The 19716-nt window shown below is 66.5% G+C and carries 19 protein-coding genes; 6 read left to right on the forward strand and 13 right to left on the reverse strand.

The window, feature by feature from the left end; all coding sequences use genetic code 11:
- Positions 1-122: 122 nt before the first annotated feature.
- Together ACZY0R_RS02905 and ACZY0R_RS02910 are read right to left on the reverse strand one after the other, a co-directional pair.
- Positions 123-1118, reverse strand: coding sequence for a hypothetical protein (locus ACZY0R_RS02905; RefSeq protein WP_488857045.1), 996 nt, complete (start codon positions 1116-1118; stop codon positions 123-125).
- A 216-nt stretch (positions 1119-1334) separates the two neighbouring features.
- Complete coding sequence (locus tag ACZY0R_RS02910; RefSeq protein ID WP_488857046.1) at positions 1335-2474, reverse strand: 4-hydroxyphenylpyruvate dioxygenase family protein; 1140 nt, start codon at positions 2472-2474, stop codon at positions 1335-1337.
- A 407-nt stretch (positions 2475-2881) separates the two neighbouring features.
- On the opposite strand from ACZY0R_RS02910, the gene ACZY0R_RS02915 reads away from it, so the two are divergent.
- Positions 2882-3715: a shikimate dehydrogenase family protein gene (locus ACZY0R_RS02915; RefSeq protein ID WP_488857047.1), complete on the forward strand. Its 834-nt coding sequence runs from the start codon at positions 2882-2884 to the stop codon at positions 3713-3715.
- A 105-nt stretch (positions 3716-3820) separates the two neighbouring features.
- Positions 3821-5170, forward strand: coding sequence for an MFS transporter (locus ACZY0R_RS02920; protein WP_488857048.1), 1350 nt, complete (start codon positions 3821-3823; stop codon positions 5168-5170).
- Positions 5171-5225: 55 nt separating this feature from the next.
- Here ACZY0R_RS02920 and aroQ read toward each other — a convergent pair whose 3' ends face one another.
- From aroQ to ACZY0R_RS02935, 3 genes are all read right to left on the reverse strand, one after another.
- A complete protein-coding gene (gene aroQ / locus ACZY0R_RS02925; RefSeq protein WP_488857049.1) occupies positions 5226-5678 on the reverse strand; it encodes a type II 3-dehydroquinate dehydratase in 453 nt (150 codons plus the stop codon).
- A gap of 69 nt (positions 5679-5747) precedes the next feature.
- Positions 5748-5990, reverse strand: a complete 243-nt coding sequence (locus ACZY0R_RS02930; RefSeq protein WP_488857050.1) for a Gfo/Idh/MocA family oxidoreductase — start codon at positions 5988-5990, stop codon at positions 5748-5750.
- A 146-nt stretch (positions 5991-6136) separates the two neighbouring features.
- Entirely contained in the window at positions 6137-6904 is a 768-nt protein-coding gene (locus ACZY0R_RS02935) for an IclR family transcriptional regulator domain-containing protein (protein WP_035866654.1), read from the reverse strand.
- 131 nt (positions 6905-7035) lie between these two features.
- Between ACZY0R_RS02935 and ACZY0R_RS02940 the strand changes: the two genes are divergently transcribed.
- The 3 genes from ACZY0R_RS02940 to ACZY0R_RS02950 all read left to right on the forward strand — a co-directional run bounded on the left by ACZY0R_RS02940 (position 7036) and on the right by ACZY0R_RS02950 (position 10446).
- The gene (locus ACZY0R_RS02940; protein WP_488857051.1) at positions 7036-8919 is read left to right on the forward strand and encodes a bifunctional sugar phosphate isomerase/epimerase/4-hydroxyphenylpyruvate dioxygenase family protein; all 1884 of its coding nucleotides are present in this window, start codon (positions 7036-7038) and stop codon (positions 8917-8919) included.
- Between the two features lie 33 nt (positions 8920-8952).
- The gene (locus ACZY0R_RS02945) at positions 8953-9774 is read left to right on the forward strand and encodes a 3-oxoadipate:acetyl-CoA acetyltransferase (RefSeq protein WP_488857052.1); all 822 of its coding nucleotides are present in this window, start codon (positions 8953-8955) and stop codon (positions 9772-9774) included.
- A gap of 150 nt (positions 9775-9924) precedes the next feature.
- Positions 9925-10446: a shikimate kinase gene (locus ACZY0R_RS02950; protein WP_051648559.1), complete on the forward strand. Its 522-nt coding sequence runs from the start codon at positions 9925-9927 to the stop codon at positions 10444-10446.
- A 104-nt stretch (positions 10447-10550) separates the two neighbouring features.
- Here the strand turns inward: ACZY0R_RS02950 and ACZY0R_RS02955 are convergent, their stop codons facing one another.
- From ACZY0R_RS02955 to ACZY0R_RS02990, 8 genes are all read right to left on the reverse strand, one after another.
- Positions 10551-11438 (reverse strand): ABC transporter permease, encoded by an 888-nt coding sequence (locus tag ACZY0R_RS02955; RefSeq protein WP_488857053.1) that lies wholly within the window; start codon positions 11436-11438, stop codon positions 10551-10553.
- Positions 11439-11457: 19 nt separating this feature from the next.
- Positions 11458-12309, reverse strand: a complete 852-nt coding sequence (locus ACZY0R_RS02960) for an ABC transporter ATP-binding protein (protein ID WP_035866662.1) — start codon at positions 12307-12309, stop codon at positions 11458-11460.
- A gap of 1 nt (position 12310) precedes the next feature.
- A complete protein-coding gene (locus tag ACZY0R_RS02965; protein WP_488857054.1) occupies positions 12311-13345 on the reverse strand; it encodes an ABC transporter substrate-binding protein in 1035 nt (344 codons plus the stop codon).
- A 63-nt stretch (positions 13346-13408) separates the two neighbouring features.
- Complete coding sequence (locus tag ACZY0R_RS02970) at positions 13409-14335, reverse strand: TauD/TfdA dioxygenase family protein (RefSeq protein WP_488857055.1); 927 nt, start codon at positions 14333-14335, stop codon at positions 13409-13411.
- 268 nt (positions 14336-14603) lie between these two features.
- On the reverse strand, positions 14604-16343 hold the full coding sequence (locus ACZY0R_RS02975) for an IS1634 family transposase (RefSeq protein ID WP_488857056.1): 1740 nt from the start codon (positions 16341-16343) through the stop codon (positions 14604-14606).
- Between the two features lie 166 nt (positions 16344-16509).
- Complete coding sequence (locus ACZY0R_RS02980) at positions 16510-17106, reverse strand: c-type cytochrome (protein ID WP_488857057.1); 597 nt, start codon at positions 17104-17106, stop codon at positions 16510-16512.
- Positions 17093-18373 carry a sulfite dehydrogenase gene (soxC, locus tag ACZY0R_RS02985; RefSeq protein ID WP_488857058.1) on the reverse strand — a complete coding sequence of 427 codons (1281 nt, stop codon included), beginning with the start codon at positions 18371-18373 and terminating at the stop codon, positions 17093-17095. Before soxC ends, ACZY0R_RS02980 begins: the two co-directional genes overlap by 14 nt.
- 81 nt (positions 18374-18454) lie before the next feature.
- Entirely contained in the window at positions 18455-18802 is a 348-nt protein-coding gene (locus ACZY0R_RS02990; protein WP_488857059.1) for a hypothetical protein, read from the reverse strand.
- Here ACZY0R_RS02990 and ACZY0R_RS02995 point away from each other — a divergent pair.
- Positions 18795-19715: an ABC transporter substrate-binding protein gene (locus ACZY0R_RS02995; RefSeq protein WP_488857060.1), complete on the forward strand. Its 921-nt coding sequence runs from the start codon at positions 18795-18797 to the stop codon at positions 19713-19715. The genes ACZY0R_RS02990 and ACZY0R_RS02995 overlap by 8 nt on opposite strands.
- Position 19716: the final 1 nt, after the last annotated feature.

Genomic DNA, 19716 nt, shown 5'->3' on the forward strand with positions numbered 1-19716 from the left:
GGCGGCACCGGGCGGCGCGCGGTCAGGACCGTGGGAGTCTTGCCGTCGCGGCGGCGGCAAGCCGACAAGCTACGCCTTCCGCGCCCCGCCCGCAAGCACCGGTGCGCACCGGCTTGGGATGCTCAGAAAGAGGGAACCGGGTTCTGGCCCTGGCTCACCAGGTACCTGCCGTCCTGGAAGCGATAGCGCACCACCGCGTCCAGCGAGCGGCGCCGGGGCTTGGCCGCGCCGCCGGGCACCTTGACCTCCTCGCCCTGGAACGTCAGCGTGAGCTCCCCCGGCGCATCCGTGCCGAGCGCGAAGGCCGGCTTGCCCTCCACCTCGTAGCAGACCTGCTCGCCATCGTCCTGGCTGTCCGTGCCGCGTTCGGCGGGCGCGAGCGGCTTGCCGGCGAGCGCGTCCGCGCAAGGTTCAAGCGCACCGCTGTTTTCCGCGCTCATTGCCACGCTGCCCAGCAAGGTCGATATCTGCCCCGGCGCCAGGCGATAGACGGAGGCCCAGCTGCCGCAATAGCCCTGCCAGCAACTGCCCCAGGTCTGGGTCAGCGCGAAATCCGTGGCTGAGATCTTCGTGACGGATGACTGTCCCAGCGAGCCTTCCACGCCGGTGTAGTCATAGCCGTCGACGCGCCGCTCCAGTTGCCAGGCTTCACCGTTGCGCGTGAAAAAATACGCGCCCAGCCAGGCGCCCGCGCCGTGGCTGTCGTTGCGCGTGCCGCCTTCATCCACGGTCACGCCTTCGGTCAGCATCACGGCGTGGGTGTCGTCCAGCCGGATTACCTGGATCGGCTTGACGTCGATGGTGTCATCCACCAGCGGCGCCTCGCCCTTGCCCTTGTACTCCTGGTCCGGCAACCGGGCGCGCACCACGCGGCCCTTGTCGTCGTCGCGCCAGCCGGGAAAGGCGAGCCGGATCAGGGCCTCGCGCTTGAGGCTGTCGGCCTGCGCGACGGCCGCGGAGGCCGGCCTGGCCTCGGCGGACGAGGCGCCGGCCGCTGCGGGCGGGGTGTCATGCCGGGAGCACGCGGGCAAGCCGAGGCAAAGTGCCAGGGCCGGCGCCAGCATCAGCCGGGCAAGGGTTGGGCATGCCGGAAAGACAGCGGGAGGGCGAAGATTCATGTGACGGCGAACGCGAGGGCCGCGGCTGCACGGCCTGAAACAAGGGAGGAGAGAGCTGGGACGACACCGGCGCCGCGCTGAGCACGGGATGCCGGGAACCGCACTATCCGCGAGCAGGTCCCTGCCGTCAAGCCAGTGCGCGCATCGCCGTCGACGGCCTGGCGTGGCCGCTGGCACTGCGCGGCCATCCGCAGGCCGGTCAGGTCGCCATGGCCGTCACGCCGGCGACCTGGGCGCGCTGGCCATGGCCGCTTCCAACGCCGGCAGGTTGCCCTCGCCGAAACCGTGGTAGCCGTCGCGCTGGACGATCTCGAAGAAGAATTCGCCGGCCTCGCGCCGGGCGAAGGCTTGCAGGAAGCGCTCGCGCGTCCCGTCGTCGCGCTGCGCGCCATCCACCAGGATGCCGTAGCGCCGCAACGCGGCCAGATCCAGCCCGTGGCCGGGCACGCGCGCGTCCACGGTTTCGTAATAGGCCGGGGGCGGCTCGACGAAACACACGCCGTTGCGTTCCAGCGCGGCCGCGCTGGCCACCAGGTCATCGGTCGCCAGCGCAATATGCTGGATGCCCTCGCCGTGATGGCCGGACAGGTAGTGTTCCATCTGATCGTGGCGCTGCGTGCCCTTCTCGTAGATCGGGATGCGGATCAGGCCACAGGGCGAGAGCAGTACGCGTGAATCGCTGGCGACATGCCAGCCGGCGTTGACTTCGTGGATCTCGCGAAACCCGAGCACCTTGCGGTAGAAATCGAGCCACTCGTCCAGGTGGCCCGGATCGACCGCCTGCGTCAGATGGTCCACGCGGGTCAGGCCGGCTGCGGTGGTAGACGCGGCGGCGTCCGCGGCCGCATGGGACAGTGAGCGGAAATCGACGTCGTAGATGGAGATGTCGCCGACATCGCCGGGCCGGCCTTCCTTGCCGCGCCAGCGGTCGATGAAGTAGATGATCGACTGTCCGATGCCCTGGATAGCGGGGATGTTCAGTTCCATGGGCCCCACCGTCCCGCCCTCGAACGGCCATGCGCCCGCATCGATCGCGCGCGCGAAGGCCGTTGCCGCATCGTTCACGCGAATGCCGACCGCACAGATCGACAGGCCGTATTCGGACGCATAGCGGGTAGCGAAGGAATCCGGCTCCGCGTCGACGATGAAGTTCATCTCGCCTTGCCGGAACAGCTTCACGTTCTTGTGCCGGTGCTGGGCAATGGCATGGAAGCCGAACCGCTCGAAGGTGCGCCCGAGCGCCCCGGGGTCGGGAGACGCGAATTCGATGAACTCATAACCCACGATGCCCAGCGGATTCTCCCAAGGCTGGAAATCGTCGCCGCGCGGGGAAAAAGCGTCTGCCGACCGGCTCATGTCTGTGCTCCTTTCTGTAATCCGTGGTGGCTGCGGGTGTGGCGTCATTCATCATAGCAAGGGCCCCGGCTTCGCTCTAGCCCGGCCGCAAGACCCGCGCGCGCCGGACCGGGTGGGCGCGGCGGCAGCCGAAGCGTATCCGCCGCCCCCGCCGCCAACAATGGCAACAGCCCCGGCCCGCCACGTTAGTCGTGCGCGGGCGAACGATGAACGCACGAAACTGGTGTAAACCCTTGCCTCGCCATGCCTCTTTGCCTGGGTGAGCGGGGCACTCGGGGCAAACCCGAATTTCGATCCATAAGCGCGCACCTTCGTCCAGCTATCGCGCATTATGCCGATTGACTCTCTTGGAACAAGCCACTTGAGCCCCTAAGCTTCGGCTATCGACATCGAACCCGGTCCACATCATGATCAACGGCAAGACCACCCTCATCGCCCATATCGGCTACCCCACCGAGTCCTTCAAGGCGCCGATGATCTACAACCCGTGGTTCGAGCAGCGCGGCATCAATGCCGTGGTGGTGCCCATGGGCCTGAAAGCCGAGGACTTCGCGAGCGGATTCCGCGCGCTGTTCCGGCTGACCAATATCCGCGGCGCGCTGATCACCATGCCGCACAAGGTCGCCACCATGGAACTGGTGGACGCGCTCACCCCGACCGCGCGCATCGCCGGCGCCTGCAACGCCGTGCTGCTGCGCGAGGACGGCACCCTGCTGGGCGACCAGTTCGACGGCGCCGGATTCGTGCGCGGCATCCAGCGCAAGGGCTGCCGGCTGGAGGGCGCCAGCGTGCTGGTCTCGGGCTGCGGCGGCGTCGGTTCGGCCATCGCCGCGTCGCTGGCTGCCGCCGGTGTGGCGCGGCTGGGGCTGTTCGACGCGCGCGAAGCGTCCGCGCAAGCGCTGGCGGCACGCCTGCAGTCGCACTATCCGGGCCTGCAGGTCAGCGTGGGCGCCAACGACCCCGCCGGCTACGAGGTGGTGGTCAACGCCACGCCGCTGGGCATGAACGAGACGGATCCCCTGCCCTTCGACGTATCGCGCATCGATCCGCAGGCATGGGTTGGCGAGGTGGTGATGAAGACCGAATACACGCCCTTGCTGCGCGCCGCCATGGCGCGCGGCTGCAAGGTCCAGGTCGGCACCGACATGCTGTTCGAAATGATTCCGGCCTACCTGGAATTCTTCGGCTTCGGCACGGCAACGGCCGATGCGTTACGCGCCGTGGCAAGGATCGCCTATTGAGCGGCGCGCTCGCCGGCCACGCAGCGGGCACGCTGCCGCAAAAAGCACAGACGCCATGCCACGGCAAGGGCGCAAGACAGAATGGAAATCCCCGGAGACACCCCCATGACTACGACACATAAGGACCTTGTCACGCCACTCGCCGTGCATGGCACGATTGGCGACAAGATACGCTCGGCCTTCGCCGTCGGGCGCATGCGCTGGGGCATGCTGGCCCTGGTGTTCTTTGCCACCACGCTGAACTACATCGACCGCGCGGCGCTGGGCGTGATGCAGCCGGTGCTGGCCAAGGCCATGAACTGGACAGCCCAGGACTACGCCAATATCAACTTCTGGTTCCAGGTTGGCTATGCCGTGGGCTTCGGGGCGCAGGGGCGCTTTATCGACAAGGTCGGCGTGAAGCGCGCGTTCCTGATCGCGGTGCTGCTGTGGAGCGTCGCCGCCGGCGCGCACGGCCTGGCAGTGTCGGCCGTCGGCTTCATGGTTTGCCGCTTCTTCCTTGGCCTGACCGAAGCCGCCAACTATCCCGCCTGCGTCAAGACCACGCGGCTGTGGTTTCCGGCGGGCGAGCGTGCCGTGGCCACGGGCCTGTTCAATGCCGGCACCAACGTCGGCGCCATGGTCGCGCCGGTCATGCTGCCGCTGATCCTCGTGGCCTGGGGCTGGCAGGCCGCCTTCTTCTGCATCGGCGCGCTCGGCCTCATCTGGGTGGTGTTCTGGGTGCGCAACTACTACGACCCCGAGCAGCACCCGCGCGTCAGCCAGGGCGAGCTGCGCTACGTACAGCAAGGCGTGGAACCCGCGCCGCAGAAGGTGCCGTACTCGCGCATCCTGCGCATGCGCGGCACCTGGGCCTTCGCGCTGGCCTATACCATCACGGCCCCCGTATTCTGGTTCTATCTCTACTGGCTGCCGCCGTTTCTCAACCAGCAGTACAACCTCGGCATCAACGTGACGCAGATGGGCATTCCGCTGATCGTCATCTACCTCGCCGCCGATCTCGGCAGCGTTGGCGGCGGCGCGCTGTCGTCGCTGTTGATCGGCCGGGGCATGGCGCCGGTGAAGGCACGGCTGCTGTCGATGCTGCTCTTCGCCGCCTGCATCACCATGATCGTGTTCGCCGCCGGCGCCAGCAGCCTGTGGATGGCGGTGGCCGCGATCTCGATCGCCATCGGCGCGCACCAGGCCTGGACCGCGAACATCTGGAGCATGGTGATGGACTACACGCCCAAGGAAGTCATCAGCTCCGTGTTCGGCTTCGGCGGCATGATGGGCGCCGTCGGCGGCATGTTCATGACCCAGCTCGTCGGCTACGTGCTGACCAGGACGCACAACAACTACTCGGTGCTGTTCACCATGATTCCCTGCGCGTACTTCCTCGCGCTGGCCTGGATGTACTTCATGGCGCCGCGCGCTGTCCCTGGCGCGATCGAGGACCAGTCCCCCGCTCACTGAAACGCATGACGGCGCGAGGCGCGGCCCGGCGGTTTTCCGCCGGGCCGCGCCGCTTTCATTTAACCGGCGTGGCTTTCAGCTTCGCGCCGATGAACTGCAGCGCGAGGCCATAGCCCTGCGTGCCGAAGCCTGCCATCACAGCCTCCGCGATATCGGACAGGTAGGAATGGTGGCGGAACGCCTCGCGCTTGTGCACATTCGAGATATGCACCTCCACGAAGGGAATCGCCACGCCGGCGAAGGCATCGCGGATCGCCACGCTGGTGTGCGTGAACGCGCCGGGATTGATCAGGATGTAGCTGACGCCCTCGGTGCGCGCCGCGTGGATGCGGTCGACGATGGCGCCTTCGTGGTTGCTCTGGAAGCAGTCCAGCGACAAGCCCATTCCGGTGGCCTGCTGCTTCAGGGCCGCCTCGACGTCCGCCAGCGTGGTCGAGCCATAGATCTGCGGCTCGCGCGTGCCCAGCAGGTTCAGGTTGGGGCCGTTGATGACGAGTACGGATTGCATGTTGTTTCCTCTTTCCTGGTGTTCTTGACGGTCGTTTGATCGTTGCCGCCTTCCTGGCGGATGCCCTGCTCAGGCGTCCACCGTTCCGACAATGCGGCCTGTACGCGCAGCCTCGGCGATGGCCTCGGTGACGCGCAGATTCTGCAGCCCATCCTGCACGGTGACAAGAGGCTTTGCGGTGCCGCGGATCACGTCGCAGAAATGCGCGAGCTGCCATTCGAGCGGGTCCTCGCGCACCAGTCCGGCCACGCTGGCCTGGAACGGTTTTAACCATGAGCGGTCCTCGTCGCGCGCGTAGGTCTTGAGGCGCATGGTCGGCAAGGGCAGCGATCCGTGCGTGCCACGGTGGTCAATGATAGTCAGCGATTTCCACGTCGTAAGCGTCGCCGTTTTTCCATACCCTAACGCGCTGCACCTAACGTCAAACGTTAAATCCCTCCTGCGGCGCGCCTGGTTGCTCAAAGCACCCTCATCACCGATATCGCCGTATCCTGCAGCACCTGCAACACCCGCTCCAGCGCCTGCTCCGCGCTCTCCTCCCCAATCTGCATATTCACGCTCAGCGCGGCGATCACTTTCCCATGGCGATCCCGCAGCGGCACGGCCACCCCCCGCACGCCAATCTGCAACTGCTGCTCGACCAGCGCGTAACCCTGCGCGCCCGCCTTCCTGATCTCGGCCAGCAGCCGGTCCTGCTGCATGATCGTGTACGGCGTGTACGGCGTCAGCACGACGTCTTCCAGCCACGCCTTGACCTTATCCTCAGGCTCCGAGGCCAGCATCATCACCCCGGCGGAAGCCAGCGGCGCCGGCACGCGCGCCCCCAGCACAAAGCCCGTATTCATCACCCGGCTCGTACCCGTGCGGCAGATAAACACCAGTTCCCATGCATCCAGCACGCTCAGGTATGCCGGCTCGCCGACCGCCGCCGTGATCTGCTGCAGGAAAGGCTGCACCGCGCGCGGCAGGCGCGCCGAGTCGAAATAGGACCAGCCCACCTTGAGCACGCGCGGGGTCAGGCTGAATAGCGTGCCGTCGCTGGTGGTATAGCCCAGGTGTTCAAGCGTGAGCAGGTAACGTCGTGCCGCGGTACGCGTGAGGCCCGTCAGCTGGGCCGCCTGCGTCGGCGTCAGGCGCGGATGATCGTTATCGAAGGCCTCCAGGATGGCCAGCCCCTTTTCCAGTCCGGCAATCCAGTCGCGCCGGTTCAGCGGTTCTTTATCCATAGCGATAACCCTAGTTCCGAGCGCCAGTCACTCTCAATGGCGCGATTATCGCACGTATGCGCGCGGATTTCGCTTGTTGATGCGTCAGATCGGTCCTAACCTTCCCCTACACGAAGCACGCAGGATCTGACATGCAAACCGCAGCCTGGCGCCATCCGAAATCGATCGCCACCGTATCGCTGTCCGGCACCTTGCCGGAAAAACTGGAAGCGGCCGCCGCGGCCGGTTTCGACGGCGTCGAAATCTTCGAGAACGACCTGTTGAATTTCGATGGCTCCCCTGCCGATGTGCGCCGCATCGCGGCCGACCTCGGCCTGGACATCCCGCTGTACCAGCCCTTCCGCGATTTCGAGGCGATGCCAGACGAATTCCGCGCCCGCAACATGGCGCGCGCCGAACGCAAGTTCGACGTGATGGAGGAACTGGGCGCGCGCATGGTGCTGGTCTGCAGCAATGTGCAGGGCATCGCCATCGACGATCCCGCGCGTGCCGCCGCCGACCTGCGCGCCATGGCCGAAGCCGCGGCGAAGCGCGGGCTCCTGGTGGGCTTCGAGGCGCTGGCCTGGGCCCGCCACACCAGGCTGTGGCGGCAGGCGTGGAACATCGTGCGGCAGGCCGACCACCCCGCGCTGGGCCTGATCCTGGACAGCTTCCACACGCTCTCGCTGGGCGACACGCTGGAAGGCATCGACGCGGTGCCGGCGGAGAAGCTGTTCTTCGTGCAACTGGCCGATGCGCCCCGCATGAGCATGGACGTGCTGTCGTGGAGCCGGCACTATCGCAACTTTCCCGGCCAGGGTGATCTCGCCGTGACCGAGTTTGCGCGCGCGGCCATCGGCGCGGGTTATCGCGGACCGCTGTCGCTGGAGATCTTCAACGACGAATTCCGCGCGGCGCCCGCGCGCCTGACCGCGCAGGATGGGCTGCGCTCTCTGATCTGGCTCGAATCCGAAGCCGGAGGCCCCGCCCTGCCAGCCGCGCCGCATTTTGGCGGCGTCGACTTCCTGGAGTTCGCGGTGGATTACGTAGCCGGACGGGAACTGGGTACGCGGCTGCGTTCGCTGGGCTTCAGCCACGCCGGCCGCCACCGCTCCAAAGCCGTGGACCTGTACCGCCAGGGCGGCGTCAATATCATCCTCAACGCCGAGCAGGACAGCGCCGCCGCGGAGCACTTCCAGCTTCACGGGCCTTCCGTCTGCGCGCTCGGGCTGAAGGTGGACGACGCCCAGCGCGCCGTCTCGCGTGCGCGTGCCTTGCTGTGCAAGGAATGGCGCGAGCGCATCGGTCCGGACGAGCGCAGCATTCCCGCGGTGCGCGCGCCGGACGGCATGCTGTTCTACCTGATCGACGAGAAGGACTCGGACCGCAGCATCTACGAGAGCGACTTCGTGCTGGAACCCGGCAGCGCAGACGACACGGGCGCGGGCCTCACGGCCATCGACCATATCGCCCAGGCCCTGCCGCCGCACCGGCTCGACAGCTTCGTACTGTTCTACAAAACGGTGTTCGGCCTGCAGGCCGAGGCCCTCCACGAAATCGCCGACCCGTACGGCCTGGTGAAAAGCCGCGCCATGGTCAGCCCGGAGCAAAACATCCGGATTCCGCTCAACGTCTCGGAAAGCAGCCGCACGGCCACCGGCAGGTTCGTCACCGCCTATGCCGGCTCGGGCATCCACCACATTGCCTTCCGTACGCCCGGCCTGAGCGCCACGCTGGAGCGGATCGTCCCCGCCGAAGCCGCCATGCTCCATGTGCCCGACAACTACTACGACGATGTCGGCGCGCGGCTCGGGCTGGACGACGCGCTGCTGGAACGCCTGCACCGGCAGCAACTGCTCTACGACAAGGATGCCGGCGGCGAATTCCTGCACGCCTACACCGAGCCCTTCCACGACCGCTTTTTCTTCGAGCTGGTGCAGCGCGACGGCTACCTCGGCTTCGGCGCGGCCAACGCCTCGCTGCGCATGGCGGCGCACGCCCTGGCCAGCCGCAACCACAAGGCCCGGCCCGCCTGAGGCGGGCACCGCAATCGTTTCCTGGAGTTTCAAATGCAAGATCCCTGCATCATCTCGGTGGCCATCACCGGCTCTGTCCCCCGCAAGAAAGACAATCCCGCCATCCCCCTCTCCGTTGCCGAACAGATTGAGAGCACGCACGAGAGCTTCGAGGCTGGCGCGACGCTGGTCCACCTGCACGTGCGCGACGATGCCGGGAACTCCAGTTCGGACCCCGCGCGTTTCGCGCAATTGCAGGACGGCATCCGCAAGCACTGCCCCGGCATGATCGTGCAGTTCTCCACCGGCGGGCGCGGACGCGCCATGGAGCAGCGCGGCGCCATGCTCGACCTGCGCCCCGACATGGCCTCGCTGGCCACCGGCTCGGTCAACTTCCCCACCACGGTCTACGAAAACCCGCCCGACTTCGTGCGCGCGCTGGCCAAGGCCATGCGCGATTACCACATCAAGCCCGAGATCGAGATTTTCGATCTGGCGATGCTCTACAACACGGCGGACCTGGTCAGGGAAGGGTTGCTGCTGCCCCCCGTGCATGTGCAGTTCGTGTTCGGTATCAAGAACGCGCTGCCGGCGCGCAAGGAGATCCTGGAATTCCAGGTGGAGCAACTGAAGAAGGTGCTGCCCGGCGCGACCTGGACCGCGGCGGGCATCGGCCGCCACCAGCTGGAAGTCAACCACTGGACGCTGCAGCTCGGCGGCCACTGCCGCACCGGCCTGGAAGACAACGTGCGCTGGGACAAGGACACGCTGGCCGCCAGCAATGCGCAACTGGTCGGCCGCGTGGCGCAGCTGTGCGCGGAGTACGGCCGCGCCGTGGCCACGCCCGCGCAGGCGCGGCAGCTGCTCGGTCTGTGAAGCCCCTTGTACCGAACCCGCCGAACCATCGGAACACCGTGCCGTTTTGAGCGGCGCCCATCTCGTGCTAACGTAGAGAAGACCGAATCCGGAGCCTGCGGCTGGCTCCCCCCACACTTGGACTTCGAAAACCTCTTCTTCGTCGGCTTCATGGGCGCCGGTAAGACCACCATTGGCCGGACGGTGGCGCGCCGGCTGGGGCTGCCTTTTTTCGATACGGATCACGAAATCGAGGCGCGTTGCGGTGTGCGCATTCCTACCATCTTCGAGCTGGAAGGCGAGGAAGGCTTCCGCCAGCGCGAAACCCGCACGCTCGACGAACTGACCCAGCGTAAAGGCATCGTGCTGGCCACCGGCGGCGGCGCCGTGCTGCGCCCGGAAAACCGCGAGATGCTGCGCTCGCGCGGCTACGTGATCTACCTGAGCGCTTCACCCGCCGAGCTGTGGCAGCGCACCCGGCGCGGCCGCAACCGCCCGCTGCTGCAAGGCCCCAACCCGCGCGCCACGCTGGAAGCCCTTTACCGGGTACGCGATCCGCTCTATCGCGAGGCGGCGCACCTGGTCATGCCCCCGCACGGCGACAGCGTGGCGAATGCCGCCGGACGCGTGCTCGAGCGGCTGGGATTGAGCGACCGGCCACTGCGGCCTCAAGAGGAACCCAAGCCAGGCTGAACGGCCCTGGTTGCCTGTAGCGCTGCCTGTGGCGTTGCCTGTGGCATTGCCTGAAGCGTGACGCGTGTGCCGTAAGCCGCACTATCGATCCGGCCAAGCGCAACTCAGTGCTGCATGCCCCAGCGGCGCACGGTCACGCGTTCCAGCGTCTTGAACACCAGGTTCTCCACCAGCAGGCCGATCAGGATCACCATGGCCAGGCCGACGAACACGCGGTCGGTGTACAGCTCGTTGCGGTTCTGGAAGATATACCAGCCCAGCCCGCCCTTGCCCGACGACGCGCCAAACACCAGCTCGGCCGCGATCAACGTGCGCCACGCGAAGGCCCAGCCGATCTTCAGACCGGACAGGATGGCGGGCAGCGCGGCCGGCACCAGGATCAGCAGCACATAGCGCAAGCCGCGCAGCCCGTAGTTGCGCCCGGCCATGCGCAGGGTGTCGGGGACCCCGCGAAAGCCCGCATAGGTGTTCAGCGCCAGCGGCCACAGCACCGAATGCACCAGCACGAACACCAGGCTCTTGCTGCCCAGCCCGAACCACAGCAGCGCCAGCGGCAGCAGCGCGATGGCCGGCAGCGGGTTGAACATGGAGGTGAGCGTGTCCAGCACATCGCGCCCCAGTTCGGTCGAGACCGCCAGCGTGGTCAGCACGAAGGCCAGCACGATGCCGCCGGCGTAGCCTTGCAGCAGCACCGACATGGAGATGCCCGCCTTGGTCAGCAGCTCGCCATTGCCGATGCCTTCGGCAATGGCGCGCGCGGTGGCGAGAAAGCCCGGCAACAGCAGGTCGTTGTCCTGCACGCGCGCAATGATTTCCCACAGGCAGGCCAGCACCGCCAGGATCAGCGCCTTGCGCAGCCAGCCTTGCTGCCACAGGCGTTGCGGCCAGGGCAAGGCGCGTGCCACCGGCAAGGCGGTGAAGGGCTCGAGCTTGCGCTCGTATTCGGCGCGGACCACCGTGGTGGACGGAAAAGATGACGTGCTTGTGCTCATGGTCGATCCTGGCAGGGGCTCAGCGCGCCTGCGCGGTGCGTGCCGGCGACGGCGCCGCGTGCGGCGGCTCGTCGAACAGCAGATGATGGATGCGTTGCGCGGTAGCCTGGAACTCCGCCCCGCCCTGGCTGGCCAGGTCGTACTGGTGGCTGTTGAGTTCGGCGCGCACGCGCCCCGGATGCGGCGACAGCAGCAGGATGCGGCTGCCGACCACCAGCGCTTCCTCGATCGAATGCGTGACGAACAGCAGCGTGAAGGCGGCGTCATTCCACAGCGCCAGCAATTCCTCCTGCATGCGCCGGCGCGTCAGCGCGTCGAGCGCGGCAAAGGGCTCGTCCATCAGCAGCACCTTGGGCCGCATCGCCAGCGCGCGGGCAATCGCCACGCGCTGTTTCATGCCGCCGGACAAGGTGTGCGGATAGGCGTCGGCGAAGTTCGCCAGCCCGACCTTGTCGAGAAAATGCAGCGCGCATGCCGAGGCCTCGCGCCGTGACATGCCGCGTGAGCGCACCAGCGGGAACATCACGTTCTGCCGCACCGTCTTCCAGGGCGGCAACTGGTCGAACTCCTGGAACACCACGATGCGGTCGGGACCGGGCGCGCTGACGGGCACGCCCTCCAGCCGGATCTCGCCCTCGCACGGCGGCACGAAGCCCGCCACCGCCTTGAGCAGGGTCGACTTGCCGCAGCCCGAAGGGCCGAGCAGCACAAAGCGATCGGCGGCATGGACATCAAAGCTGACCTGGTGGGTGGCCCGCACCACGCGCTCGCGGGTGCGGTACTCCAGCGAAACGCCGTCGACCTGCAACAGCGGCGCGGCCGCGGCGGGGCGCGCGGAAACCACGCGTAGCGGGGAAGGCTGCGCGGCCATGTCAGCTACCCTGGGCAGTGGCCGGGTCCTGGAAGAAATAGTCCTGCCAGGATTTCGGCTGGTTGCGGATGGCGCCCACCCGGTGCATGAACTCGGCCAGCGCGAACGTGTTCTGCGGCGTGACCTTGAACTGCACCTGCGGGTTCTTCAGGATCTTGACCAGCAGCGCGCGGTCGATCCTGGCTTTGTTCACGCGGATATACAGGTCGGCCGCCGCTTCCGGGTTCGCGGTGGCGAACCTGGCCGCCTCCGCCAGCGCATCGACAAAGGCGCGGTAGGTCTTGGGATTGTCATTGCGGAATTTCTCGGTGGCATACAGCACCGTGGCCGAGCTGGGGCCGCCCAGCACGTCATACGAGTTCAGCACGATGCGCGCATTGGGGTTGCCGGCCAGTTCCTGTTCCTGGAACGGCGGGTTGCCGAAGTGGCCGCTGATCTCGGTGCCGCCGGCGATGATGGCCGCCGCCGCATCCGGGTGCGGCACCGCCACGGTCCACTTGTCCAGGCGGTTGAATTCCTTGTCGCCCCACTGCCTGGCGGCGGCAAGCTGCAGCACGCGCGACTGCACCGAGACCGACACCGCGGGCAGCGCGATGCGGTCCTTGTCGGTGAAATCGGCAATGGTCTTGACCTTGGGATTATTGCTGACCAGGTAGTACGGGAAGTTGCCCAGCGACGCCACGCCCTTCACATTCTGCTTGCCGTGCGTGCGATCCCAAATCGTCAGCAAGGGCCCCACGCCGGCGCCGGCGATATCGATCGCGCCGGACAGCAGCGCATCGTTGACGGCCGCGCCGCCGGACAACTGCGTCCATTCCACCCTGACGTCGACGCCCTGCTGCCTGCCATGCTTCTCGATCAGTTGCTGGTCGCGCGCCACGTTGAGCAGCAGGTAGACCACGCCGAACTGCTCGGCGATGCGGATCTTCCCTTCCGCACGGGCCGCGCCGGACATCGCCATGCAGGCAGCCAGCGCGAGCGCGACGGCGCCACGCGGCCAGCGGGCGGAGAAGAGACGGGAACGAAGCAGGGACATGCGGAACTCCGGTGGATTCAGTGGATTCGGTATGGAACAAGATGATCCGGACGCGCGTGCCGGTCAGGCCGGCAGGTCGCCCTCGATCGTGGTGCGATACATCACGCGGCGCAGCGATTCCGGGCAGCCGGCGGCCAGGTGCAGCAGCGAGCGGTTGTCCCAGAACACCAGGTCGTGCTCCTGCCATGCGTGGCGATAGATATGATCCGGCTTCACGCTGTGCGCGAACAGTTGCGCCAGCAGGTCGCGGCTTTCATCCTCGGGCAGCCCGGCGATGCGCGTGGTGAAATGCTCGCTGACGAACAGCGCGCGGCGGCCGGTCTCCGGATGCGTGCGCACCACCGGCTGCAGCACCGGCGCCACCTGCGCGATCTGCCCGGGCGTCAGGTTGGGACGCCACGGGCTGCGCTGCTGCAACTCGGCGTACCTGGCCAGGTAGGTGTGCTCGGCATTGCGCCCTTCCACAGCGGTCTTCAGGTGCCCGGACAGCGTCTCCCAGGCCAGGTGCATGTTGGCGAACAGCGTATCGCCGCCCTCGGCCGGAAGCTCCTGCGCATGCAGCAGCGAGCCCAGGCTGGGCTTTTCCTTGTACGAGAGATCGGAATGCCAGAAATGCCCGGCGTCGCCCAGGCCGATCGGCTTGCCGTCCTTGAGCACATTCGAGACGATCAGTATCTCGGGATGACCGGCGAGCTGGAACTGATGCAGCACATGGATCTGCAACGGCCCGAAGCGGCGGCTGAAGGCGATCTGCTGTTCCGGCGTGATGCGCTGGTCGCGGAACACCACCACGTGATAGTCGAGATGCGCACGATGGATGCGCGCGAAGTCTTCCGCGGACAGCGGCTCGGACAAGTCCAGGCCGACGATCTCCGCGCCGAGCGGCGCATCGAAGGGACGGATCTCGAAAGCGGCGCTGCCGGAAGCAGCGGCTGAAACGGCGGGGGCGGCAGCAAGCGTGAATGAGGCAGTGTGGGTTCCAATCGTCATGACAGGCTCTTAAGCGGGGGACCTAAAGCGGAAGACCTAAAGTGCGGATCCGATATCGGATCCAGGTGCGATGCCGTTTCCGGCAAAAGCCGGGCCCTGCACCGCTCGTTCTCAAGCTTTGCACTGTAGAGATCCGGGCCTGAAGCGGTCAACGAATGAAATCGCTGCCGCTTATCCGTTTAACCCTAACTTTGAGTTCAGGCCAGCGTAAGGTGTTGATTTCACGCGGTTATGCGAGTGCGTAGCGAGGGCTGACTGGGTACAGGTGCTACGGCAGGGCTGCCGGGCTGATGCCCAGGAGGCGGAAGGCGCGGTCCTGAAGGGGCGTTGGCCGCGTGGTCATGATGATCTTGGCGTCCGGATTCAGCGGCGTGTGGCAGATGTTGTAGGTGAGCGTGGCCAGATCACCGAGCAACGTGCGCAAGCTGTGGACCGGCAGATCATCCTCGGTGCGCTTGGTGGCGTCCTTGGCTTTCGCCTGTTCCGAACGCCGTGCCTTGGCCACGGGCGAGGCACGGGAAGCGCGCGCTAGCTCGATGTATTCATCGTCAAAGAGCATCGGTTTTAATTTTTCGCGCATGTGCCATTCGACGTAGTAGGCCAGCATGCACAGAAAGACATGAGCACGCACGCGCTCGGCATTCCAATGGAATACGGGGCGCACGTGCAAGTCCATGGTCTTGAGCGAACGAAACGCTCGCTCGACCGCCGCCAAGCCCTTGTAGGCCGACACGGCCGCCTCGGCTGACAGTTGCGCTGCCGGCAAACTCGTGCGCACCACATACAGGCCATCGAGTGCCGCCTCTTGCTCGATCTGTAGCGTCTTGCGCGCCCAGGCAAAGCTGGTGTCGGTGATGGTCAGTTCGAAGTGCTTGGCCATCTTGAAGCGCTCGATGACCCGGCCCACGCGCAGGGCAATCGCCTCCGTGCCCTTGAGCCGGTTGCGCGCGCGCGTGGTGGCCTCGGCAATCTTGTTGAGCTCCTGTTCGGTGGCCTGCAACAGCGCCTCGCGTTTCCTGGCCCGTTCGTCGGCCAGCAGCGGATTGCGGCACACCACCAGTCGCTCGCCAGGAAACGTTTCGCTGGTGAGTTCGATGAGGTTGCGTTCATCGAACAGCGAGGGCTGAAAGGGGCCTTGTTCGCGGGCGAGTTCAGCTACCTGCGGGGCGCGCAGGCTACTCACCCAGTCCAGTCCTGCCGGGCGCAACAGCGTGTCGATACGGGCTTGCGTCAGCATCCCCCGGTCCCCTACCCAGGCGAGCTTCTCGATGCCGAAACGGTCTTTGAGCTTCTCCACCTGAGACGCCACCGTGCTCGGATCGGCAGTGTTGCCGGCGAAGACTTCGACCGCCACCGGACACCCTTGCGGCGTACAGACCAGACCGAACACGATCTGCGGCTCGTGACGCTTGCCATCGCGGCTGTAGCCGTAGGCCGCCAGGTCGCAGCAGCGCCCGGTCAGCCAGGTGGAAGTGAGGTCATAGAGCACCAGGGTGCCACCAGCCAGATGCTGCTTCGCCAGGCGCTTCTCGATGGCTTCCTGGGCCTCTCCCAGCCAGTCCAGCGCGGCGTACAACTCCTCGGGCTCCACATCGCCGATGCCGAGCATGCGCGACAGCGAATGGGCCGCGGTCTCTTGCTGCAGCATGCGGTGCGTGGCCAGCTTGGAGGCGGGCGAAATCAGGCGTGCCACCAGCAGCGCCATGACCAGGGATGGCACGCGGCCCGGCGCCGCCGCGAACCAGTGTTGCGCGCCACAGGCGCGGGCCGTACCGAGCGCGGCGGCCACATGGCCGTGCGGCAGACTGCGCTCGATCACCAGGGCCTCATCGGCCGAGGCCACGGCCGCCCCGCCGCGCAGCAAGACCTTCAAGCCCTCGATCACCTCGGGCGGCAGTGCGGACAAATTCGCCAGGGTGCGTTTCTTGACCTTGTTGCCTTCGCGATAGGACTCGCGCAGCAGGATCGCCGGCGGGGAATTGCGGTTGGGGACGTGTTCGATATACATGAACACCATTATTGGACATATTCAGCAAAAAACAAGGCTAATATAATGTATTTACATGGGTACATATGCACCCCAAAAAATAGCCGAAACCCAACGGTGGCGCGGGTTCCGGCGAGTTCAGGGACCAAAGTTAGGTTTAACGCATATCCATGTCTTTACATTGGGGTCAGGGTCGCGCGGCACAGGCGTTGCGGCATGGCACGTTGGCGGTGTCGGGCCGGCCGTCGGCAACGAAGCCATCGCGGTTTGGCATCCGCACCTGCGGCAAGGTCCGCGCATCGAGCACAGCCTCCGCGGGCAGAATGCCGTTCAGATGCAGCAGGTAGGCCGTGACCGCATAAACCTCGTCCGCTTTCAGGCTCTGCGGCGCGTTGTAAGGCATTGCGCGATTGATGAAATCGAACACCGTGGTCGCATACGGCCAGAAGCTGCCGATGGTCTTGAGCGCCGGCTTGCCATTCGCGTGCGCGCTCTTCAGGCTCCCCTGCCCGCCCACCAGCGCATCGGCCGGTTTGCCCTCGCCCTTGATACCGTGGCACGCGGCGCATGAGTTTTCGTAGACCTGTTTGCCGCGCGCCGCGCTGCCGCTGCCCGCCGGCAGGCCGGCGCCATCGGGCGTGACGTCGATGTTCCATGCGGCGAGATCGCGCTCGCTGGCCAGCAGGCCCAGGCCATAGGTCTGCGCCTGTGCCTGCTGGCACACCGCGGCCATCGCCAGCAGGACAGCACCAAGGGATCTACGGAGAGTGTCAGGCGCGCGCATTGGCAATCCTCCCGTCGGCGCCCACGCGCCACGCCTGGATGGCGTTGTAGTGATAGGTGGACTCGTAGCCGCGCGCTGCCACCAGTTGATCCGGCAAGGGCTGCACATTGCCGGCCTCGTCGATGGCGCGGCTTTGCAGCACCGCGGGGCCGCCATCCCAGCGCCACGACAGCCGGAAACGCGTGAGCGCACGGTCAAGCACGGGATCCTGCAACTTTGCCTCGCGCCAGCTGCGGCCGCCGTCCACGGATACGTCCACACGCCGGATGCGGCCATGGCCGGACCACGCGAGCCCGGAGATTTCATGGAAGCCCCTGTCGCACAGCACGTGATCCGGCGCGGGAAACGTGATCACCGATTTCACGTCCATCAGGAAGGTGAACTGGCACGCGCTACCGTCGGGCAGCGAGTCGGTGTACTTGGCGGTTTCCTCGCGCGTCATGAACGGCTCGCGCCCGAGCTTGAGGCGGCGCAGCCACTTGATGCTCATATTGCCTTCAAAGCCCGGCAGGAACAGCCGCAGCGGATAGCCGTGCTCGGGCCGCAGCATCTCGCCGTTCTGCGCGTAGACGAGCAGCGCGTCCTCCAGCGGCTTGGCCATCGGCACGCTGCGCGTCATCGCCGCGGAATCGGCGCCCTCCGCCAGCACCCAGGCCGCTTCCGGATGCACGCCCACCTCTTCCAGCACGACGGAGAGCGGCACGCCGGTCCACTCGCAGCACGACAGCAAGCCGTGGCTGATCTGTACCGAAGTGGCGCTCGGCGCGCGCCATTCGCGCCCGGTATTGCCGGAGCATTCGAGAAAGTGAATGCGCGACACCGATGGCAGCCGCACCAGGTCGTCCATGGTGAAGATGCGCGGACGATCCACCAGCCCATGCACGGCCAGGCGGTGCAGGGCCGGATCGATCAGCGGGATGCCGGCGTGGTGGCGCTCGAATACCAGGCCCGTGGGCGTGATGATGCCGCGCAGGTCCTGCAGCGGCGTCATCGATGAGTTGGCGCCGGGCATCGGCGCGGCGCCACGGTTGCGCCGGATCACGTTCTTCTCGAACTCGGCGGGCTGGCCGTAGGCGCGCCACAGCACCGGCTCGCCGGGCGCGCGCGTCCACGGCGGCACCGTCAGGGCTTCGGCACGCGCCGTGGCTGGCGCACCCGCGGCCAGGGCACCAGCGCCAAGCGCCACGCCGCCCAGTCCTGCACCCTGGCGCAGGAAACGGCGCCGGCCGGATTGCGGCTGCGCGTTCTTCTCGTTCTTGTTCGTCATGGGCTCGCCAAGGTCGCGTATCGAAAATGGCGCACTCTATGCCACCCCGCTGCCTCGCGGAACGAAGGAAAACGCATTCCCTTATGCGTGGCGGCGCAAGCATTGCCACCTGCGGCGCATATGCGCGCAGCCCATAACCAAAGCCAAAAACATTCCTTCTGCCGCGCCGGCAACGCCGCGTATCTTGAGAGCCGTCGATTCATTCTTCACCGCTTTGCACAGGGATACAGCCAAGATGGCATTCACGCGACGAACCCTTCTCAAACGCCTTGCCGTATCCAGCCTGGGTGCCGCCGCCTCCGCCAGCCCATTAAGCGCATTAAGCGCATTCAGCGCCAGCGGCGCCGCCAGGCCCGATGTGATCCGCATCGGCGTGGCGCAGCCGGCCACCGGGACGCCGCCGAGTTTCGCGGGCAGTTCGATGGCCATCGCCCATGCGCGCGGATGGCTGGAGGAAGCGTTCAAGCCCACGGGCACGCGTATCGAATGGCTCTTCTTCAAAGGCGCGGGCCCGGCCGTGAACGAGGCCATCAGCACCAATCAGCTCGACTTCGCCATGCAGGGCGACCTGCCCGCCATCGTGGCGCGCGCCGCGGGCCTGAAGACACGGCTGGTGCTGGCCACGGGCGTGCGCACCAATATCTATATCGGTGTACCGCCCGACTCCCCGCTCAAGACGGTGGCGGACCTGCGCGGCAAGCGCGTGTCGCTGTTCAAGGGCACCAACATGCATCTGCCGGCATTGCGCCTGCTCGAGGCCAACGGCCTCGCCGAGAAAGACCTGCGGCTGCTGAACCTGGACACCGCCGGCTACCTGGCCGCGCTGACGACACGCGATATCGACGGCGCCATCGGCGCGATGGACATCCTGCGCCTGCGCGACAATGGCGCGGTGCGCATCCTTTACTCCAGCAAGAACCAGTCGCCGATCTACACGCGCCAGAGCCATGTGCTGGTGACCGACGCCTTCGCCAGCAAGTATCCGGAAGCCACCCAGCAGCTCGTCAAGGCGGCGGTGCAGGCCGCGCGCTGGGCCTCCGACGAGAAGAACCGCGAAGACGTGCTGCGCGCCTGGGCGCGCGCCGGCACCCCTTACGAGCACTGGAAAGAAGACTACGAAGGCGAACCGCTGCGTGTGCGGCTGAACCCGAACTTCGACCCCTTCCTGGTCAGCCGCTACAAGGACGCCACCGAGCAGGCCTACCGCCTGCGCCTGTCGCGCGCCAGGTTCGATGTCGACCAGTGGATCGATACGAGCTTCCTCAAGAACGCGCTGAACGACCTGAGCCTGCAGAGCTACTGGCCGGTCTACCAGCCGAACGGCAAGATTCTCGGAGCCTGAC

This window comes from Cupriavidus sp. F041, assembly GCF_057814235.1.